We start from the raw sequence: 20,537 nt of genomic DNA, 5'->3' as shown, positions 1-20,537 counted from the left end.
ACCCATAAATATCTATTTCCCATTTTGCCATTTCTGCTTCTTCCCGCTATGCATGCCCATAGAAGTCTTTGATTTTCTGGGGGACTTGTGACTATCATAGGCAGAACATAAGTCCCTGGATCCGGAGCACCCCTGAATACTGCAAGCAGTAAAAATTATAAAAGTTAGTAGCATCAATCTAAACTTGTTTTTTACCATCTCCCTGAAATTTAAGTCCATCTTTAGGCTTTTTATGTTCAATCTAATTTCTACCATTCCATTTGTAGAATGGTATTCAGATACAGAACTATTTTAGTTAATGAAAATTTAAAGAAAAAAAATTAAACACGAAGATAGCAACAAAATACAAATATTGCAATTCAATATTTTAAAGAAAACATTTTTGAAACAAACTGAAACAACGTAAAACATTGTTTTGAAAACAATGTATTTTTTCCTCTTTTAATATTCGTGTTAAAAGTGATAGAAACAGAAGGAGCAAAAGAGAGATTTTGCTGACAGGATAAATACAGAAGGTAAGGTCTGATATTTCAAAAAAAGTGGAGATGGTAAAACATCTCCACTTTTTTTATGCTTTAAATTCTTTTAGAAATTTCTGCAATTTTGGTGCTATTACGACAGAACAGAATGGATTCTCAGGATGCGAATTAAAATAATTATGGTGATAATCTTCAGCTTCCCAGAATGTACTTGCCGGCTCTACAGCAGTTACAACAGGATCGGCATATACATGCTCTGCGTCCAGCTGCTGAATAAAGCGTTCAGCTTTCTCCTTTTGCTCTTCATTGTGATAGAATACTACCGAACGGTATTGCGTACCGACATCGTTGCCCTGTCTATTGAGTGTAGTAGGATTATGGGTCTTAAAAAAGATTTTAAGCAGATCCTCAAAACTTACTTTTGATTCATCAATATCCAATTGAACGACTTCTACATGGTCTGTAGTACCTGTACATACCTGTTCATAAGTGGGATGATCGTTCTTTCCTCCCATATATCCCGGTAAAACTGATTTTACTCCGTCTGTATTCTGAAAGATTACTTCGGTACACCAAAAGCATCCCCCTCCAAATGTTACTAGCATGATTATAAAATTAAAAACTCAAATTTAAACAATAAAAAACCAGTTGTCACCTGAGATCTATAACGACAACGTCAAAAAAACAACGCTCTTATGATACACATCCCCACAGCATGCCAGTGGTTAAATACAGGAATGAAAACTGTTATTTAAAAATATGTTTACCCTTAATCAGCAGATCCTGCTTTTCTTCCGTACATACAGCATAAGAAAATCCATTCTGCAATGCATAAGAGCCATATTCTCCCTTTTTATTAAGTGCAAGAAATCCAACCTGTATTTCTTTAGCTGTCTGTGGTTTCTTTTTAATAATGCGTTCTACAGCTTCTTTACATGCTGCTTCAGGGGAATAACCTTGTCGCATAAGTTCTACTACCAGAAAACTTCCTACTGTACGGATCACTTCTTCTCCTACACCGGTCGAAGTAGCTCCTCCTATTTCATTATCCACATATAGTCCTGCTCCGATAATCGGGCTGTCACCTACCCTGCCGTGCATTTTGAATGCCATGCCGCTTGTCGTACACGCTCCTGCCAGGTTGCCGTCACTGTCTAAAGCCAGCATTCCGATGGTATCGTGATTATATTGATTGCCGGGCAGACGCTCTGCCGCAAACCCCTTGTTCTCAATATTCATGACAGGTTTATACTTTTTCTCCTTCAACCATTCTTTCCATGCTTTTTCTCCTTCAGGGGTAAGCAGGTTTTCCTTTTCAAACCCCTGCTCTAAAGCAAATTGCAAGGCTCCTTCACCTACCAGCATCACATGAGGTGTCTTTTCCATTACTAATCTTGCCACCGATATCGGATGTGCAATATGTTCCAATGCGGCGACTGAGCCACAGTTACCTTCTGAATCCATGATACAGGCATCCAGTGTTACATTACCATCCCTGTCCGGATACCCGCCCTTACCTACAGTCATATTTTTCAGATCTGCCTCCGGTACACGTACTCCCTGCTCTACTGCATCTACAGCTTTCCCTTTTTTACTTAACACCTCCCAGGCAGCCTGATTCGCCGCTATCCCAAAATCCCAGGTCGAGATTACAATAGGTTTGCCCGGTTTCAGTATTTTGTCTTCAGCAAAACCGCTAAGTGTACTTATACTTCCTAAAGCAGCCGCACCAACGATTCCTTGTTTTATAAATTTACGTCTTGAATGCATACGAATAATATTTGTAGCACAATATTACGAAAAAGCTTTATGATTTGTGTACAGGCGAATCCCCCAAAACAAGCGGAATACTCGTTACTTTTCCGTAAAATCATAACACAGCCCAAGCTGAAAGGGTCGGTGAGCATCCAGGTCAACTGTTTTACTGCATATTACAGCAGAAGGACTTCTGTTTTTAAGCAACTGGTACCCCGATACCTGTTATTTTAAGACCTGTTCCATTCGTTTTTATGCAACTTTTTTGTTCAAATAATCAAAAACATACAATATAATTATAGATTTATCATATTTTTAATGGTAACTTAGACTATAAACTATCCAACATGAAGACTTTTATTACTTACTCATTTCTTGCATTTACCTTATTTACAAGTCTAAATCATGTAAATGCGCAAGTTATTGACTCTACGGCCTACCTCAAGATCAAAGAACTGCAAGAAACCGTAAAAACGGAAATTGCACCGGACAAAAGATTGAAGATTATAGAATTTTTATCTGTTGATATTCCCAAAAACATCTATGTTATCCAGACGACCGAAAAAACAGCAAAAGATAGACTTGAACAACAGTTAAAAGGGATCAATGCTCAGGTATCGGTCACCTTGCTTCCCGATGCTTCTGTAGCTGACAAGCCTGCAGGAGTGGTCAATCTATCAGTTGCCAATCTGCGCACCAAACCCGAACATTCTGCAGAGATGGCAAGTCAGGTATTATTGGGCGCTCAGGTAGACATACTGCAAAAGATCAAAGGCGACTATCGTGTACGTACAGCGGAAGGATATATTGCATGGGTTCCGACATCCTCTGTTGTCGCTGTGACAAATGAAGAACTGAATGATTGGAAAAAAGCGAAAAAAATTATCTTTACTGATGAATACGGCAAGTCCTATGCTACTGCAAATATGCAGGGACAACAGGTCTCTGATCTGGTATACGGGGATATGCTGATCCTGAATGGCGAAAGCGGCAATTTTTATGCGGTAACATACCCGGATAAAAGAAAAGCCTATGTCCGCAAAGAACAGGCGATGACCTACGACAAATGGTTAACATCACGCAAGCCGACATCTGAGAATATTATCAGCAGTGCCAAAACCATGCTGGGTCTGCCTTATCTGTGGGGAGGTACTTCTACCAAAGGAGTGGATTGCAGTGGTTTTACCAAAACGGCATATTTTATGAACGGTTATATTATTCCGCGCGATGCTTCACAACAGGTTCTCACAGGCCAGAATATAGATATTCTGGGCAAGGATGGTCATTTTGATCCTGAAAAGGCTTTAAAAAATCTAAAACCTGCCGACCTGTTGTTTTTTGCAGCAGGCAAAAACAGCAATCCCGATGCCCGTGTTACACATGTAGCCCTTTATATAGGCAACGGCACATTTATTCATTCCGCAGGATCAGTACGCATCAACAGTATGCTTAAAGATTCGCCCGATTATGATGACTTCCAGACCAGAACTGTAGTCGCTGCAAGACGTTATCTTGGAGAACATGAAAGTAACCTGCAAAAAGTAGAGAACAGCACCTATTACAATGCCGGAAAGTAACGGCAGAAAGTGTCTGAAAAATAAAAATATATCAAGTAATTTTAATACCACAAAAAGACCTATTATGAGTACAACAGCTGATTGGATAGCTAAAGACTTCGGAGCATTCAAATTGCGTTACCGCCCCTATACGTTAGAACTACGTCATGTATTTACCGTTGCATCTTTCAGTCGCAGCACGACCCCCGTAGTCCTCACAGAACTAGAGTATGACGGTATTATCGGATATGGAGAAGCCAGTATGCCTCCCTATCTGGGTGAATCGCAGGAAAGCGTGATCAATTTTCTGAATCAGATTGATCTGAGTAGCTTCAACTCTCCTTTCCAGACTGAAGAAATCCTGCACTATGTGGATCAGACCATGCTCAAAAACACGGCTGCCAAAGCGGCGATAGATATTGCACTGCATGATTTACTGGGTAAAATCCTGCAACAGCCCTTTTATAAAATATGGGGTTTAGATGCGGCACTCATCCCTCCGACATCCTATACCATCGGTATCGATACAGAAGAAATGATCCGTCAGAAAGTAGCTGAAGCAGACCAGTTCAAGATCCTGAAAGTAAAACTCGGACTGGATACGGATAAAATGATTATCGATACTATTCGTAAAGTGACTGACCGCCCGCTATGTGCGGATGTCAACCAGGGGTGGAAATCCAGAGAACAGGCATTGGAAATGGCTCATTGGCTGGCGGAGCGCAATGTGGTTTTTCTGGAACAACCTATGCCCAAGGAACAGATAGATGACAATGCCTGGCTTACGGAGCACAGTCCGATCCCGACGATCGCAGATGAGGCCTGCCAGCGGCTGGCTGATGTGCCGGCTTTGAAAGATGTATACACCGGTATCAATATCAAACTCATGAAATGTACCGGAATGCGGGAAGCAAAAAAAATGGCTGAATTAGCAAGAGCTCTGGAAATGAAGGTGATGATCGGTTGCATGACAGAAACGTCCTGTGCTATCTCAGCCGCAGCTCAGTTAGCTCCGCTAGTGGACTGGGCGGATCTGGATGGAGCGCTATTGATCGCAAATGATATTTATGATGGTATGCAGGTTGTAGATGGTAAATGTATCCTGCCGGAAAGACCGGGAATTGGAATACTAAAAATTTAGCTTTATTTTTAATTAATGATAGAATACTAACCATATTTTTTTAACAAATTAACTAACCCTTAACTATGAAACAACTTTTACTCGCATGTTTGTGTTGTATGTTTTGCTTCGCGGTATCTCATGCTCATGCACAACAAAGTGCTGTCACCGGTAAAGTGACAGACGCCGCGACAGGCAAACCTATTCCTGGTGTCACGATCACAATTAAGGGCAGCAGCAGAAGTACTTCTTCAGATGAAAAAGGCTCTTTTTCGCTTAGCGAAGTCACCTCTTCCAATACCTTGATATTTTCATCTGTAGGCTATCAGACAACCGAACTGGAAGTAGGCAACCGTTCATCTCTCACGGTCAGTCTGACGGCAAGTGATCAGGCTTTGGAAGAGGTCATGGTCGTAGCTTACGGTACAGCCCGAAAAAGTACCTACACCGGGTCTGCAGCAACCGTGAGTCCCAAAGAAATTGCAGATGTACCTACTACTTCATTTGAAAATGCACTAAGCGGCCGGGTGGCAGGTGTACAGATCAATTCGGCTTCCGGCCAGGCAGGGTCCACATCGAGCATACGTATCCGGGGTATCGGATCGATGAATGCGTCTAATGATCCGTTATTTGTAATTGATGGTGTACCTGTAGTATCCGGCAATGTGGGGCAGATCAGCGGACAGCTTTATTCGACATCCAATGTAATGAGCACGTTAAACCCTGCTGATATTGAATCCATTACCATCCTGAAAGATGCGGCAGCCTCTTCACTCTATGGTTCGAGAGCCGCAAACGGTGTAGTGGTCATTACGACCAAACGCGGTAAAACGGGCAAACCTACTCTTAACTTCCGGACGTCAATCGGTCTCACGCCTTCATGGGCAACAGATAATTATGAAATTGCTGACCCTCAGGCTCAGATCAATATGGAGTATCAGATCTTCCATGATTACCGCACATCCAATAAAAACAGTGCTACAGGTGTCAACTATACCGATCAGGAAGCAAGTACGTATGCACTTGGCCAGATCAATCGTCGTTTTAATATCCATGGTTACAAATTTGAAGTGGATAACCCATCGAGAATGACGAATGTCAAAATTCTGGGAATGACTGACGGTGTCGAAAACAGGGAAGGAAAATTTTTCGACTGGGAAGATTACCTGTTCAGAACAGGTGTATTTCAGACAAATGATCTGTCTTTAAGCGGTGGCACAGAAACGACGAAATATTATTCATCCCTATCCTATACAAAAGATAAGGGCAGAGCTATTATCAATGAGTATGACCGTATTTCAGGACGGATAAACCTTTCTCAGAAAGTATTTAATAATGTAGAGTATAATGTCAATCTGAATGTTGCCAGTACAGGCAAAACCGGATTTAATGACACCAGAAGTACGGGTTCGAATTATTTTTTCCAGGCCCGCAACTTGCTGTTCCCGTTCTACTGGCCTACAGATTACAAAACAGGTAATCCCTGGACTGCGCAGTATGGTAGTTTAGCTTACAATTCGGACTATTACAATAAGGAGTGGGACAACAATACAAATACATTGAAACTTGGAGCTGTACAATCCCTTTCTTGGGAAATCATCCCCAACCTGACAGCAAAGACTATCTTTTCTTTTGATAATACAGAAGTAAAAGATGATCTGTTCTACTCGGCTTTGCATTTTAACGGTCTGACTGATAAAGGAAGTTCCAGCAAATGGGCAACAAATATCCGTAAGTATGTTTCCTCTAACACGCTGACGTATGCTAAAAGTTTCGGACTGCACAATCTTAATATTCTGGGCGGTTTTGAAGCCGAAAAGAATAAAACGGATTATCAGTACAGCAATTCTATCAATCTCGGATCCAGCGCTCTAACGTCCATCGGAACAGGTGCCAATTTTAAAGCAGACAGCTATACCTGGGGGAATAACCTGATGTCCTATCTATCCCGGATCGACTACAATTATAACGAAAAATACTTCGCCGGTGCTTCCATCCGTAGAGATGGCTCATCCAGATTAAGTCCTGAAAATCGTTGGGGTACTTTCTGGTCAGTTTCCGGAGCATGGAGTCTGCACAAAGAAGAGTTCCTGAAAAACAACGAAACTATTTCCAGCCTGAGATTAAGAGGCTCGTACGGTGTAAACGGAACATTGCCCACCAATGATTTTGCATGGCGAACGTTAATGTATTACAAATACAACTACAAAGGTAATCCCGGTGGTATCGTGAGTGACGGTTCTACGGGACTGATCGACAGAGGGCTTGGAAATCTCAATCTGGGCTGGGAAGAAAACAAGACCTATGATCTGGCTTTAGAATTTGGATTATTTAATAACAGACTGACAGGATCTGTGGAGTATTTCAACAGAGATTCCAAAGATCTGTTACAGGATGTACCAACCTCCGGAACAACAGGTTTTACGACAATCCTGAGGAATGTAGGCGTGATCAACAACAGCGGATTAGAAATCGATCTGGGCGGCGATATCATCAAAAATGAAAATTTCCGCTGGACAGCACGTGTGAATGCTTCCTTCCTGGATTCAAAAGTCAAAAGATTAAACGGTGGAAAAGATATTATCTGGAATGACCCTACAGGAGGAGATGCCCGGGCTCAATTCATCTACCGTGAGGGAGAGTCTGTATTGTCTTTCTATGGTTATGAATGGGCTGGTGTAGACAAGAACAATGGTAAAAATGTATGGTATACGAACAACGATAAATCAGATTTTGAGTATAACGGACGATCGGCGACCTACAATTTTGGAAATGCAAGCCGTAAAATTATCGGCTCTGGTGTAGCGGATGTCTTTGGAGGGATTAATACAGACCTTGAATACAAAAACATCTCTCTGGGATTTAATTTCAGTTATAAAATAGGTGGCAAATTATACGATGGTGCAGAGAAAGATGTGATGGATGACGGCTATTACTGGGAAAGAATCCGATCAGCCTATTATTACGAAAATATGTGGTCTCCTGACAATATGGAAGGTAGCCTGCCAAAGATTGACGGTAATGATCTGACAGATGCCATTCAGTACAGCAGCCGTCATCTGTATGATGCTTCATTCCTACGTTTGAAAAATATCAATCTGGCTTACAGATTGCCGGCAGCATGGTTGAGCAAAGCTAAAATTTCCAATGCCCGTATATTTTTCAACGGAACTAATCTGCTGACCTTTTCCAAATATAAAATTGCGGATCCGGAAGTCAACCAGTATTCAACACGTGGCTGGGAAACGCCATATGGTAAAACGTATACTTTCGGTGTAGAATTCAGTTTCTAATTTTTATTGATATTGACATGAAAAAATATATAAAAATATTACTCGCAGCATCTGTACTTAGTACGGCATATTCGTGTAAAGACTTTCTGGAAGTCGAACCCAGCAATGCCGTAGACTATGACAAGGCCATCCGTACAGCCAATGATGCACAGATTGTGGTCAACGGAATTCTTCGTCAGATGACTTCCTCCAATTACTACGGACGTAATTTTATTATTTACGGAGACGCCAAAGGAGGAGATTTCACGCTCTTCTCTCAGGGAAGAGGATTAGACCCTTTCTATACGTTTAACCACAGTGCACAGGCCAATAGCTATTCCAGCTTCTGGACTTCTATATACAATATTATTTATCAGGCTAATAACCTGCTGGAAAATATTGAAAAGCTACAAAGTCAGGGTACACTGGAAAATTTTGCACTGGCCAAATCCGATGCACTTACGATCAGAGCATTAGCGTATTTTGACCTCGTGAGATTATATGGAAAATCGTATACCGATGATAAAAATGCCTGGGGTGTACCAAATATTACCAAAACATTATTGTACGACAGTCAGCCGGCAAGATCCACAGTAGCAGAAAACTACACGCAGATTATGAAGGATCTCAAGGATGCGGAAGCAGGTCTTCCGAAGACAAAAAGAGACGGTTATGTAAACTATTATGCCAATAAGGCGATCCAGGCGAGAGTCTACCTGACTATGGGAGATTATGACAATGCGCTGAAAGCCTCAGAGGAAGTTATCAATTCGGGTGTATACAGCTTGTATACCAATGCGCAATGGGTATCGTCCTGGTCCAATCAGTTTGGCTCAGAATCTATTCTTGAATTTGTGATCGAGCCTAACCAGGGAGATCTTGCGCGAACTTCTCTTGCCTTCTATTTGATGAGAAGAAATCATCAGACAGGAGCATTAGGTAATTTTCTTGCCAGCACACCATTCCTCACGGCTCTAAATGCAGATCCGAATGATGTAAGAAAAGGTGTCATGGCACGCGATGAGTCATCGGCCACACGATTAGGTTCCTGCTATAAGTATTCCGGTTCGGTAGCCTTCAGCGGTGATAAAGGGTCCTCCAATTTTACAGCGGTAAACATCAAAGTAATACGTTTATCCGAAATGTATCTTACAGCTGCAGAAGCAGCTTTAAAATCCAGTGTTCCTAATCCTACAAAAGCTGCGGAATACCTGCAGGCTATACGCAAACGTGCTCCGGCACTAACCCCTGCTACGGCAGCCAATGTAACGGAAGATCTGATATTAGCTGAGAAAAGCAAAGAGTTCTTCGGGGAAGGCATTCGCTATTTTGATATGCTGAGACTAAACAAGACTATCAATTTTGATGATGCTTTTGCCGGAATAAGTGTACCTACCCGTACATCTTCTATAAACCGCTCATTCTACCGAACTATATTGCCGATATCGCAGGATGAGATCAATGCGAATCCGGATATTCAGGGACAGCAAAACCCGGGATATTAAGATTTTCTGAAAACAAAAAAAGAAGCAATCTATTTTAAGAGATAGATTGCTTCTTTTTTAACAGCTGTTTTCGGTCTACTTCACAAGGAGCAGCCACCCTTTCCCCTTTTCTACCGGAATCTGTTCTCCGGGTTTGAATACCCGGGCTTCCTGCACATTCCTGATCGCCGGAGCCGTGACATGTACCTTCGCCGCATCCAGCCCCAATACTTGCCAGTCGATCAGCAGACTGACATTTGTATCTGTCTCTGCCCAACTTGCCAGGGCGATCAGCGTACTACCCTCCTTTTGATATACGGTTGTCAGGATTTTAGTATTATCTGTTTTCACCGGATTATTATCTACCCAATAGCCGATCATACGTGCTTCCCGGATACCAAATTCGTCCCATATCCGCCAGATATCACGGGTATCTTTAGCTTTCTCCCAGGGATATCGGTTAGTCATCCCATAGATCATCCCTCTCCATGGATTGCCACCATCCTGCAGCATTTCGCCCATTAATCCGAATGGAATCCCGCTTACTTCAGTCAAGAAGAAATCCGGATCATTTTTTTCGTAGTCAAAATACTCGCCAAACCAAAGACGATTGATGTATGGAAAATGCTCCATGTATAGATTGGCACTGTTATTAAATCCATCACTCTTATTAAACTGATTGGCCGAATGCAGATCGATAATCCCCGGATGATTGTTTTTGGTCATTACCCGTTTGATTCGCTTCATCGTAACACGATCGAATGCCACATCGTCCAGATAGATACCATCTATTCCCATATGATCCACCAACCAGTTCATCCCTTCCACATAGTAATTGTGCCAGCGGTTCATACCACTATTGATAATAGCTGCATCCTGGAACCGGGGTACGTACCATGCCCCGATATAATCGGTATTCAGATGTTCCTGTAACCAGGAGTAGCCTCCTCCCTTGCCGGAAGAAAACACTTCATGTCCCAGACTTCGCAAAGGATAGATTTCATACATCCTGTTAGATACTTCTCGTACGGTGTTGTATATCTTGACTTTTAATCCTTCATGATGTGCCGAATCTATATAGCTTTTCATTTCTTTTGTCGCTACAAACGGATAATTGATATAAGGGTTCAGATTATTCCCATGGTGTATATTGATGACATTCGCACCACTTGTCTTCACTTCTTCTATGGGTTTGTAAGCATGAAAGAAGCGATTGTCCCATTGCCAGTCGGTATTAATGGTATGGAATGGTGTAATCATCAGGTGAAAATTATAATACAGGGTATCTCCGGCTTTCATATTCCGCTCTCCGCTATAACTGTCAACTAATATAGACTTGCCTTTTTGTCCGATCTGTATCCCGCCTTTATTTTCGTTACCCCAGGAGGCAGGCAATATAAGTGGTTTCTGAAGATAAAAGTTAGTATTCAACGGTCTGGAATAATGCTGGTCCCTGAAGGCAAACTGCAGTCCTGCATTTACATTTCCAATCCATCCGCCATCCTGATTTTTATTTGCCACATCCCATTTCCAGTCGATGGCATCTTTACGATATCCTCCCTTTTCACCCAGACCCATAAAATATTTAGCATACTGTGCCTGTAGCGGAATGTGAAACTGCACATCCGAAAGATGTACATCCTGTGTGGCAATAAGCTGTACGGTATAGTCAACAAAACCATCAAACTCCAGAGATCCTTTAATATTTAAAATCAGATCAGGGGAACTTCCTGTCGTGGACCAACTGACTAAGCCTTGTTCCTTACGGTCAAATCTGACAGGGCTATATTCAAAAACAATATCCTGATTCGCATTCTTCCGGAAATGGAAATGTATAGCTTCTGTTAACAGATCATTACCCTGCTTCCCTATACTCAACATATCCTGCGTAAAAAATGTACGGATCTGTGCCGGAAATCCATTTTTATCCAGTGATACTGATCTGCCCAGCAGACTGATCTCATTACCTTCTATCTGTAAGGGGATATAAGGAGCAATCACAGTACTTTCCTGCGCTAAGGTCGAATTCAGCCAATTGAGACGTGTCAGCTTCCACGGCTCGTCATATCCCTGATTGACAGCAGAGCGATCTGACACCTCCAGGCGGACAGGAATATCCCTTGCTGCTGCATTAACTGGTTTGATACTGACGATCCCTTCGTATACGCCACTGACCGTTTCTTTGGGAACGTCAATCCCGCACCACAGCGCCTGTACTTTTTGCTTTGGAACAGTTACATTAAACTTAACAGGCTGTCCGGTATAACTCACCCCATCGGTGTTGATACAATTGATCCGTCCGGAAGCTATTGTATTTCCGTTTTTACTCTTTAAGTCTGAAAATACTACTTTGATATTCTGCAAATCCTGTTTATCAGAATAGAGTCCCAACTGGAAAGCCAGCAATTCTCCTTTGTCTGAGCTGACGCGGAGTGTTTGTCCTTCTATATTGCCGGTTGTCCATCGTTGAGGAAGATTATCAGTCATTTTGATCTGATGATCCCGGTCTTCCGGAAAAACAAGGTAACTGGATTTACGGTGTTTTTTAAGAAATTCGGCTTGTTCCTGCAGTGTAGAGACCACATCCATAGCATCATTCTGATTGAACGTATCTACGGCCTCGAGACGAACCAGTTTTGCATGTGCCTTTACTGTTTTATCCAATGTGTTTGTCACTTTCTCCTGCTTCAAATAGGCTACATCCGGATAGTTTTCACTTCTTCCGACCAATTTATAAGGTAAAAAGTAAACATAGTAAATTCCTTTACCTGAACGGGGTTCAAATTGAAATTCTCCGGAAACAGCGGATATATTACCGTAACGGGATGGCGAAAAAATTTGCTGGGTTGTGCTATCTACAAGTATTATTTGCTGGTCTGACCGTACATTACGATTACGCCATGTAATATTCGCTGTGACCAGCTTTGATGCGGATTCTACACGCAATACTGCTCGTTGTGTACCGAGTTCGTCCGCATTCCACAATGGTTTTTGTGGCGGATATTCATGCTGGGCCTGTACATGTAATGCCGTCAGCATACACAAGCTGCTAAGGAATGCAATTGGTTTGATCATCTGTAGTGTTATTATTGCTCTGCAAATTAAAGTATTGTTTCTTTTCAATACGTATGTTGAAGCAATAATATAGATTACGCAAACCTTTGAGTAACAGCATTTATACACGAAACCTCTGCTACCCTACCTTCTCTTGTCTTCAACAGAATAAAATAAATCTGATCTATTTTATTCCGTTAAAAGCATCCGGCAGATTCCTGCTGAGGTCGATCAGATATCCGTTGACAATAGCATATTTCAATTCATTATCTTTCTTCAGAAAAAATGTAGCTTCCTGACCGGGTGACAGCCCTGTAACATGACGTTGCTCTGTAGGCTGCTGTACTATTCTGACCGGCAGCCGCAATGCTTTTTGCTGGTCCTGCTCCCTTACAATTACAGTGGAATATCCTTGCTTTAGCAAACCAAAAATCACATCAGCTGTAAGTTCGCTGTAGTGACGGAATGCTGTAGGATAGATTTGTCCGTAAGAAAGCGTCAGACCCGTGGCATCCAGATCGTCATATCCGTAGAATTCTTTCAGGTCACCCAGATCTTCAATATATCCTTTGCTGTAATAATCATTTCCTGAGGTGATCTCATCACGACGGATTGCAATATCTACCTGCAGGGGTAATCCACCTGACACTGTACTTACATTTCGGAGCACTACATCGTGCAGTTGTGACGCATTAAATGGAATACGTTCATAATCTTTTATGTCGTATTGTTGATAAGATCCCTGTGCGATCTGTACCAAGGCATTCAGTATAATTGCAAAATTCAGCTTACGGATTTCCTGTTTTTCGGGATCACCTTTAAAGGCTCCGGACTCAATCAGGACTGTACTGGCTCCCCATTTTTGAAAATTATCGCCAAAAGCTCTGGGCGAATGTTCATCATCATATTTAGCTACTGCTCCGGGAATATAGTTCTGGAGCAATTTCTCCATCCCGACAATAATTTTCATTGCATTGCCTCTCACCTCATTGATATCCCGTTCCATATTATAGGCCGGAGCGAGTAAAGAAATGGTCACAGGTGTCTGCGTGCCCGGAACATTATAATAAATATTCTGATCATGCAGATTGAAACCATATTGTGGTTTCAGGCTTTCTGCACGTGCACGCAACAACTTTCCTTCCGGCGTCGCAGTATTGCGGGCATCGCGGTTGAGGTCTATCTTCTGCGCATTGCGTCGGGTATAACGTTCTGCTCCGTCCGGATTGAGCATAGGAATAAAGTGAATAGAAAGATGCTCCTGTAGTAGTGTCCGCACTCCTTCAAAATCATCTTCTTTCCCTTCCAGAAAATTAAAAAGGTCAAACAGCGCCATGGTCGCAGTAGGCTCATCTCCATGCATCTGTGACCACAGCATCACGACCTTTTTACCGGTTCCGTAGCGAAGTTCATAGATACTACGCTGCTCTACTGATGATCCGATCTGCTGCACATCCAGTGCATGCTGTTGCTGATGACGCAGGATGAGTTGTTCCACATCGGCATGCTTGAAGCGGCGATGTTTCAGAGCAGATTCTTTATAGGCCATGTGAGCCTTATCTAATTGCGTTTTGCTCAATACCAGTGATTGAGAAAACGAATCTTTTCCAATAAGCATAAGTAAACAGATAATTAAGAGCTTATTCATTTAATCTTTCAAAGCAGGTTGTATTAATTCTATAGTGCCTTTATCTGCATCTATCCGGACTGCTGCCCCTACAGGCAGTATATACTGATCCGCAATGTGACCAATCATAGCACCGCTGTATGCCGGTATCCCCAGAGGCTTGATATAATCGTTCATAACCTGTTGCAGTGTGAGTGAACCATAGCCTCCTGAAGGGCCGCAGCCTGTACACTTACCAAACACAAAACCTTTGATTACGGCTAATACTCCGGACAATTTCAGCTGACAGAACATCCGGTCTACACGTTCTACTTTTTCATCTACCTCTTCCAGAAACAAAATAGCATCTTTAAAGTCCGGCACATAAGGCGTTCCGCAGAGTCCTGTAAGTACCGTCATATTCCCGCCCAGCAATATGCCCTCTGCTTTCCCCGGATGAAGCGTCGTGATCCGCTCTTTATACTGAACTATGTGATCGCCTTTATCCGTAGGATTGGTAAACAAAGGAAGCTTATTCTCCAGGAACTGACTTTCAAATGCCCGCGCGACCTTATTGGTCCAGGTGCTGATCCCCACCGCTCCGTGGAAACCGATCATTCCGGTCTTACTGTAAAGCGCCAGCAGTAGAGCTGTAATATCGCTGTAACCTAATAATATCTTAGGATTACGACCGATCAGCTTATAATCCAGACGGTCCAGAAGCCGTGATGTACCTGTGCCGCCACGCACGCAGACAATAGCTTTTACCTGCCGGTCTCCAAACATTGCATGAATATCAGCTATGCGTTCTTCATCTGTACCGGCCAACTGTCCGTATCGGCTACGAATGTGTGCACCTTCCTTTACGTTGAAACCTAGTGTCTGAAAGATTTCTCTGGCTATGCTGATCGATTCTTCATCGTCCAGAACACCTGCCGGAGCTATCAGGCCGATCGTATCTCCTTTTTTCAACTTCTGAGCTAACAGTTGCCCTTGTTTGAACCAGGCTGCCGCCTTCTCGCTGTCGTGCGCAAATCCGGTAAGAGGAACTGCCGCAGCAGCCCATGTAATCGATTTGATAAAATCTCTTTTGTTCATCGTATAGGTAGTTAGGTAAGGCTTAGCGATTGAACAGCAAGCGCTGTCCTGCTCCGTATTCAATGAGTGAACCACCTGTATAAGCCAATTGTCCCGAGACAATTGTATGTTCTACAGTAGAGGTAAAAGTATGTCCTTCAAACGGTGACCAGCCACATTTAGACAGGATATTGGATTTTGAAACGGTATACGGTTTATGGAGATCCACCAGTACCAGATCGGCCCAGTATCCTTCACGGATAAATCCACGGTCTTCGATCTGAAAACAGATCGCGGTATTGTGCGCAGATTTCTGTACCAGTTGTTCCAGCGTCATTCTTCCCTGACTGACCATATCCAGCAGAGCCTGCAGTGCATGTTGCACTAAAGGCCCTCCCGACGGAGCGGTATGATAAGGCTGTAATTTTTCTTCGATCGTATGTGGGGCATGATCTGTAGCGATCACATCGATATGCCCGTCTAACAAAGCTTTAACGATCTGATCTCTATCGGAAGCGGTCTTGACTGCCGGATTCCATTTGATAAAATTGCCTTTGGCCGCATAGTCCTGATCTGAAAACCACATATGGTGGATACAGGCTTCTGCAGTAATGTGCTTTTGTTCCAAAGGGATATCATTGCGAAACAGTGCTGTTTCTTTTCCTGTGGAAATATGCAGAATATGCAAACGGGTATTATTTTTCTTAGCCAGTTCAACTGCTTTTGAAGAAGACAGATAGCAGGCTTCTTCCGAACGGATAAGCGGATGCATCTGTATAGTCAGTCCCTCCTCGCCATATTGTTCTTTGAAAATCGCAAGATTCGCTTTTATTGTTGCCTCATCTTCACAATGCGTAGCTACTAATGTAGGAGCGTTGGCAAAGATTCCTTCCAGGGCTTTTTCATTATCGACCAGCATATTTCCTGTTGAAGATCCCATAAAAACCTTGATCCCGCAGACTTTTCGAGGATCTGTCCTGAGTACTTCCTCCAGATTATCATTGGCAGCTCCCATGAAAAAGGAGTAATTGGCCAGGGCATTTTTAGCTGCAATATCATATTTATCCTGCAACAGTTCCTGTGTCAATGTATTGGGAACTGTATTTGGCATTTCCATGAAAGAAGTTGTTCCTCCGGCTACAGCTGCACGGCTTTCATGCCAGATATCGGCTTTGTGTGTCAGACCGGGTTCACGGAAATGAACCTGATCATCGATCAGTCCCGGAAGAAGATGGAGACCTGTAGCATCTATTTCTTTATCTGCTTTGACCTGAAGTTCGCTTCCTATTTTTTCGATTCGTCCGTTACGGATATAAACATCTGCTACTGTGGTTGTCCCTTCATTGACAATATGAGCAGATTTGATAAGTATTGAAGACATGGAGTGATTGTATTTGCTTTACAACAAATATACGCAATACCAAATTAAATAATCCGGCAATTCATATATTGCACGGGATGTGTATATTTATGATTGTAAAATATGCTATACTGATGAAAAATTTCCTATTGATATTATCGCTTTTACTGTGCTTCACAGCTTACAGCTATGCTAATGACGGGGCATTCTTTGCAAGAGGAAATCAACTTGTGCCGATCCATGAAACTGACATTAGTGTCAGAAAGGAGATCCTTACTATCAGAAAGGTGGGAGATAGACAGGTACATATCACCGTATATTATGAATTTGAAAATCCCGTTGAGGATAAGAAAATTACGGTCGGATTTGAAGCGATGTCTCCATCCGGAGATGTGGATGGCACGCCAAAAAATGGTTTTCATCCCTATATGAGAGATTTTACAGTAAAGCTGAATAATCAGGATCTTCCGTATAAAGTTGCCTACGTATATGATTCGCTCTATGTTAATAACGGCAAAATTGTATCTGAACCATTGGATAAAATCAAGAAAGAGATTGATAATGTTAATGAGGTTGGCTTTAACTATGTTTATTATTTTGAGGCTCCTTTCAGAAAAGGCAAAAACAGTATCCAGCATACCTACACCTATGACCTTTCCGGTTCTATAGATTATCAATACTATCTGGAATATGTGCTGACAGCAGCCAGGCGATGGGCAAATAAGCAGATCGACGACTTCACGTTGATTGTAGATATGGGAGATGTAACGGAATTCAATATCCATAAGACATTTTTTGACAAAAAGGAAGACTGGCAGATTAAAGGCTGGGGAAAAACTAAAGAGGTAGAAGCACTTCCTTCTTCTGTACATGAGTCGGATCAGATCCGGTTTACTATCCGTCAGGGTACACTGGTTTTTCATAAGACTAATTTTGCTCCTGCCGGTGAGCTTTATCTCTCTGCTGAAAACTACTTTCCTCCGGGAGAATCTTTTGATTCCAAAACAGATGTCCTGCCCTTTGCGGTATATGCTCAGGATCGTATTCTTAAGGCAAAGGATGAAACAAGCAAAAAAATATTACGTAATCTTCCGTTTGCAAGACGGGGATATGTTTTTAAGTCCAAAGACTTACGGGATTATTACAGTAATATAGACTGGTATGCAGCGGATCCGAAATATATACCGAAACCTAAAGATCTGACTCCGGAGGAGCAGAAATGGCTGAAGGAATTGAAATAAGGAATGAACTGTTCAAAAGAAAACACAGATGCCTCCTGAACCAAGTTCAGGAGGCATCTGTGTTTTATAAAATAAAAAACACTTCTGTTATTTCTCTTCTTCTTCCAGGTAATTGAGATCTTTTGAAAAAGTCTCCTGCATGCCTCTGATTGCCCAAAAGGCTAACAGCAGACACAATAGTCCTACGCAGATACCGGCATAGATCAGATTGTCAAATGAAGCATAGAGAAACTGAAAAAGTATCGTCAGGGGTACGACCGCTCCTCTCACAAAGTTAGGTACTGTAGTCGTAACTGTGGCCCGGATATTGGTACCGAATTGCTCTGCTGCAATGGTCATAAAGATTACCCAATAGCCTACCGAAAGTCCAAGGAAAAAGCAAATAAAGTAGAACGCAGTTACAGACAATCCTGTCAGCGAGAAATAAGCAGAAACACTGATAACTGCCAACGAAAGGAATACATACACGACTTTCTTACGACTTTTGAGTATCTGGCTGAGAAATCCGCTCAGGATATCACCTACTACTAACCCTCCGTAACAACAGGCTACAGCAGCACCTGCACTTACCTCTCCCTGTACGCCAAGCACTTTACCAAACTCCGGTGACAAGGTAATCAGAATCCCTACCACAAACCATAACGGAACGCCTATAATTATACATTTCAGATATTTCAAAAACCGCCCGGCATCTTTAAACAGAGACAAAAAATCGCCTCTCGAGGCATGCTTCTGATGGAGGGTCTTTGCAAACATAGCAGATTCTCTGACACCTATACGCAGTGCCAGTAAAGAAAGTCCCAATCCTCCACCGATAAAATAACACACTTCCCAGGAAAAAAACTGAGCCACAAAATACGCCGCTACTGCTCCGCTGACTCCGACCGAGGCAACAATAGTAGTTGCCAGTCCCCGTTTTTCTTTAGGCATAATTTCCGTTACAAGGGTAATACCTGCTCCTAATTCGCCGGCCAGACCTATTCCTGCAACTAAACGCCACAAACTGTACCCTTCAATTGTCGTTACAAAACCATTGGCAATATTTGCAATGGAGTACAGACAGATCGATCCGAATAATACAGACAGGCGACCCTTCTTATCTCCCAGAATACCCCAGAAAATACCGCCAACCAACATGCCCACCATCTGTATATTTAACAGAAAAATACCGTGATTAGTTAGCTGCTCCCCGCTATACCCCAAGGCCTGCAGGCTGGGAACACGGACAATGCTGAAAAGCAGCAGGTCATATATATCTACAAAATAACCCAACGCTGCCACAATCACAGCAGCGTTAAGTATTTTTGGATTATCCACAGTAGCGGATGGACTACTCATTACATTCATAATAAAGGCTTTATAATTGGTTATATACTTAAGCTAAAGTCTGATGAATCTGCCAGAGTGCACGCGGAGCGTGGAAACACCCTTTCCATTTTCCTCCTTTGAGGGGAAGCAGTACTTCTCCTCTTCTGTTGAGATAGCCGTACCATTCCCCGTATTCGGCATCTCTGAATTTTTCCCAGCTGTAATCATGTAATTTCACAAACCAGGCTTTCGCACGCTCATCTCCGGTCAGCTTCCACGCTTTGGCCATACATACCAGAGCTTCCAGATGTACCCACCAGAGTTTTTGATCCCATTCCAGTTGCTGTGGAGGGTGTCCCTCACTATCCAGAAAATAAAATATGCCTTCATACTCTTTATCCCAGCCATATTCCAATGCTTTCAATGCAATTTCTAATGCTTTATCAATAAGGGAACGATCTCCTTTTCTAACAGCCAGATCCATAATAAACCACATGGCCTCTAACGTATGTCCGGGATTGAGCAACCGGCCTTCAAAACTATTGCTGAAGCTACCGTCCGGATTGACATTTTCGAAAATAATGCCCCGCTCTTCATTATAAAACACCTCCATTACCTCATGAATGATCTCATCCAGTAATTGTTCCACCACTTGCTTATCTAACAGCTCTTCCATTTCCAAAGCCAGATTACTCAGAATCATGGGAAGGGAAAAATTACGCAGGTCCCGTGTTCCGGGATATATTTTATTGTATACGCCTTTGGTATCGGTTCTCCTTTTCAGTATCTGCTCAAAAGTCTGTTTGGCGATAGCACTGTATGTCGTATTTCCGGTAGCCTTATACAGGGCGCTGAATCCCATCGTTGCAAAACAATCCGAAAAGATGTTATAAGGTTGTACAAGTGGTTTTCCTTCTCTGTTCAGCGAAAAATACCAGTTCCCTTCTGCGTCTCTTCCGTATTGTTCCATAAATGCAGCACCGTGAAGAGCAATATCCAGCCATTCCTGTTTTTGTTCACAATGCTGGTAAAGGAATGAAAACATCCAGACCTGACGTCCCTGCAACCACATAAATTTGTCCTGATCGAAGACGTTACCCTGCCTATCCAGACACGTGAAATACCCTCCGCACTCCCGGTCTATGGAATATTTTTCCCAAAACGGAATCACCTGTTCTAATAATTCATTCTTATATATATCACTGTATATCTTCATAATATATTG

Annotated in this window: 13 protein-coding genes; 5 read left to right on the top strand and 8 right to left on the bottom strand. The window is 42.5% G+C overall.

Going from position 1 to position 20,537, the window contains the following annotated elements; translation table 11 throughout:
• Positions 1 to 568: 568 nt before the first annotated feature.
• Positions 569 to 1,084, bottom strand: coding sequence for a peptide-methionine (S)-S-oxide reductase MsrA (msrA, locus tag HMPREF0766_RS02640; RefSeq protein ID WP_002993440.1), 516 nt, complete (start codon positions 1,082 to 1,084; stop codon positions 569 to 571).
• Positions 1,085 to 1,226: 142 nt separating this feature from the next.
• Positions 1,227 to 2,249, bottom strand: coding sequence for a glycosylasparaginase (locus HMPREF0766_RS02635; RefSeq protein WP_002993439.1), 1,023 nt, complete (start codon positions 2,247 to 2,249; stop codon positions 1,227 to 1,229).
• Between the two features lie 332 nt (positions 2,250 to 2,581).
• Here HMPREF0766_RS02635 and HMPREF0766_RS02630 point away from each other — a divergent pair, with 332 nt between their 5' ends.
• From HMPREF0766_RS02630 to HMPREF0766_RS02615, 4 genes are all read left to right on the top strand, one after another.
• On the top strand, positions 2,582 to 3,811 hold the full coding sequence (locus HMPREF0766_RS02630) for a C40 family peptidase (RefSeq protein ID WP_002993438.1): 1,230 nt from the start codon (positions 2,582 to 2,584) through the stop codon (positions 3,809 to 3,811).
• A gap of 64 nt (positions 3,812 to 3,875) precedes the next feature.
• Positions 3,876 to 4,931 (top strand): dipeptide epimerase, encoded by a 1,056-nt coding sequence (locus HMPREF0766_RS02625; protein ID WP_201680392.1) that lies wholly within the window; start codon positions 3,876 to 3,878, stop codon positions 4,929 to 4,931.
• A 65-nt stretch (positions 4,932 to 4,996) separates the two neighbouring features.
• Positions 4,997 to 8,203, top strand: a complete 3,207-nt coding sequence (locus HMPREF0766_RS02620) for a SusC/RagA family TonB-linked outer membrane protein (RefSeq protein ID WP_002993435.1) — start codon at positions 4,997 to 4,999, stop codon at positions 8,201 to 8,203.
• A gap of 17 nt (positions 8,204 to 8,220) precedes the next feature.
• A complete protein-coding gene (locus tag HMPREF0766_RS02615; protein ID WP_002993433.1) occupies positions 8,221 to 9,687 on the top strand; it encodes a RagB/SusD family nutrient uptake outer membrane protein in 1,467 nt (488 codons plus the stop codon).
• 75 nt (positions 9,688 to 9,762) lie between these two features.
• Here the strand turns inward: HMPREF0766_RS02615 and HMPREF0766_RS02610 are convergent, their stop codons facing one another.
• The 4 genes from HMPREF0766_RS02610 to HMPREF0766_RS02595 form a co-directional block, all read right to left on the bottom strand.
• Positions 9,763 to 12,741: a glycoside hydrolase domain-containing protein gene (locus HMPREF0766_RS02610; protein ID WP_002993431.1), complete on the bottom strand. Its 2,979-nt coding sequence runs from the start codon at positions 12,739 to 12,741 to the stop codon at positions 9,763 to 9,765.
• A 163-nt stretch (positions 12,742 to 12,904) separates the two neighbouring features.
• The gene (locus tag HMPREF0766_RS02605; protein WP_002993429.1) at positions 12,905 to 14,368 is read right to left on the bottom strand and encodes a M14 family zinc carboxypeptidase; all 1,464 of its coding nucleotides are present in this window, start codon (positions 14,366 to 14,368) and stop codon (positions 12,905 to 12,907) included.
• Positions 14,369 to 15,424 (bottom strand): S66 peptidase family protein, encoded by a 1,056-nt coding sequence (locus HMPREF0766_RS02600; RefSeq protein WP_002993427.1) that lies wholly within the window; start codon positions 15,422 to 15,424, stop codon positions 14,369 to 14,371.
• Between the two features lie 22 nt (positions 15,425 to 15,446).
• Positions 15,447 to 16,784, bottom strand: a complete 1,338-nt coding sequence (locus HMPREF0766_RS02595; RefSeq protein WP_002993426.1) for a dihydroorotase — start codon at positions 16,782 to 16,784, stop codon at positions 15,447 to 15,449.
• Between the two features lie 113 nt (positions 16,785 to 16,897).
• On the opposite strand from HMPREF0766_RS02595, the gene HMPREF0766_RS02590 reads away from it, so the two are divergent.
• Positions 16,898 to 18,004 (top strand): YARHG domain-containing protein, encoded by a 1,107-nt coding sequence (locus tag HMPREF0766_RS02590; protein ID WP_037459876.1) that lies wholly within the window; start codon positions 16,898 to 16,900, stop codon positions 18,002 to 18,004.
• A gap of 87 nt (positions 18,005 to 18,091) precedes the next feature.
• Here HMPREF0766_RS02590 and HMPREF0766_RS02585 read toward each other — a convergent pair whose 3' ends face one another.
• Entirely contained in the window at positions 18,092 to 19,351 is a 1,260-nt protein-coding gene (locus HMPREF0766_RS02585; RefSeq protein ID WP_002993423.1) for an MFS transporter, read from the bottom strand.
• Positions 19,352 to 19,379: 28 nt separating this feature from the next.
• The gene (locus HMPREF0766_RS02580; protein WP_002993422.1) at positions 19,380 to 20,528 is read right to left on the bottom strand and encodes a n-acyl-d-glucosamine 2-epimerase; all 1,149 of its coding nucleotides are present in this window, start codon (positions 20,526 to 20,528) and stop codon (positions 19,380 to 19,382) included.
• Between the last annotated feature and the right edge of the window lie 9 nt (positions 20,529 to 20,537).

Origin of the sequence: Sphingobacterium spiritivorum ATCC 33861, assembly GCF_000143765.1 — a bacterium.
GTDB classification, from domain to species: Bacteria; Bacteroidota; Bacteroidia; order Sphingobacteriales; family Sphingobacteriaceae; genus Sphingobacterium; species Sphingobacterium spiritivorum.
Note: the sequence above shows the minus strand (reverse complement) of the source record. Positions and strands in the feature narration are given on the sequence as shown.

What these genes read in the sequence shown, in the direction of transcription:
- HMPREF0766_RS02580 (WP_002993422.1), bottom strand. Translation starts at nt 20,528, where the DNA reads ATGAAGATATACAGTGATATATATAAGAATGAATTATTAGAACAGGTG.
- HMPREF0766_RS02600 (WP_002993427.1), bottom strand. Translation starts at nt 15,424, where the DNA reads ATGAACAAAAGAGATTTTATCAAATCGATTACATGGGCTGCTGCGGCA.
- HMPREF0766_RS02620 (WP_002993435.1), top strand. Translation starts at nt 4,997, where the DNA reads ATGAAACAACTTTTACTCGCATGTTTGTGTTGTATGTTTTGCTTCGCG.
- msrA (WP_002993440.1), bottom strand. Translation starts at nt 1,084, where the DNA reads ATGCTAGTAACATTTGGAGGGGGATGCTTTTGGTGTACCGAAGTAATC.
- HMPREF0766_RS02615 (WP_002993433.1), top strand. Translation starts at nt 8,221, where the DNA reads ATGAAAAAATATATAAAAATATTACTCGCAGCATCTGTACTTAGTACG.
- HMPREF0766_RS02625 (WP_201680392.1), top strand. Translation starts at nt 3,876, where the DNA reads ATGAGTACAACAGCTGATTGGATAGCTAAAGACTTCGGAGCATTCAAA.
- HMPREF0766_RS02635 (WP_002993439.1), bottom strand. Translation starts at nt 2,249, where the DNA reads ATGCATTCAAGACGTAAATTTATAAAACAAGGAATCGTTGGTGCGGCT.
- HMPREF0766_RS02605 (WP_002993429.1), bottom strand. Translation starts at nt 14,368, where the DNA reads ATGAATAAGCTCTTAATTATCTGTTTACTTATGCTTATTGGAAAAGAT.
- HMPREF0766_RS02630 (WP_002993438.1), top strand. Translation starts at nt 2,582, where the DNA reads ATGAAGACTTTTATTACTTACTCATTTCTTGCATTTACCTTATTTACA.
- HMPREF0766_RS02610 (WP_002993431.1), bottom strand. Translation starts at nt 12,741, where the DNA reads ATGATCAAACCAATTGCATTCCTTAGCAGCTTGTGTATGCTGACGGCA.
- HMPREF0766_RS02590 (WP_037459876.1), top strand. Translation starts at nt 16,898, where the DNA reads ATGAAAAATTTCCTATTGATATTATCGCTTTTACTGTGCTTCACAGCT.
- HMPREF0766_RS02595 (WP_002993426.1), bottom strand. Translation starts at nt 16,784, where the DNA reads ATGTCTTCAATACTTATCAAATCTGCTCATATTGTCAATGAAGGGACA.
- HMPREF0766_RS02585 (WP_002993423.1), bottom strand. Translation starts at nt 19,351, where the DNA reads ATGAATGTAATGAGTAGTCCATCCGCTACTGTGGATAATCCAAAAATA.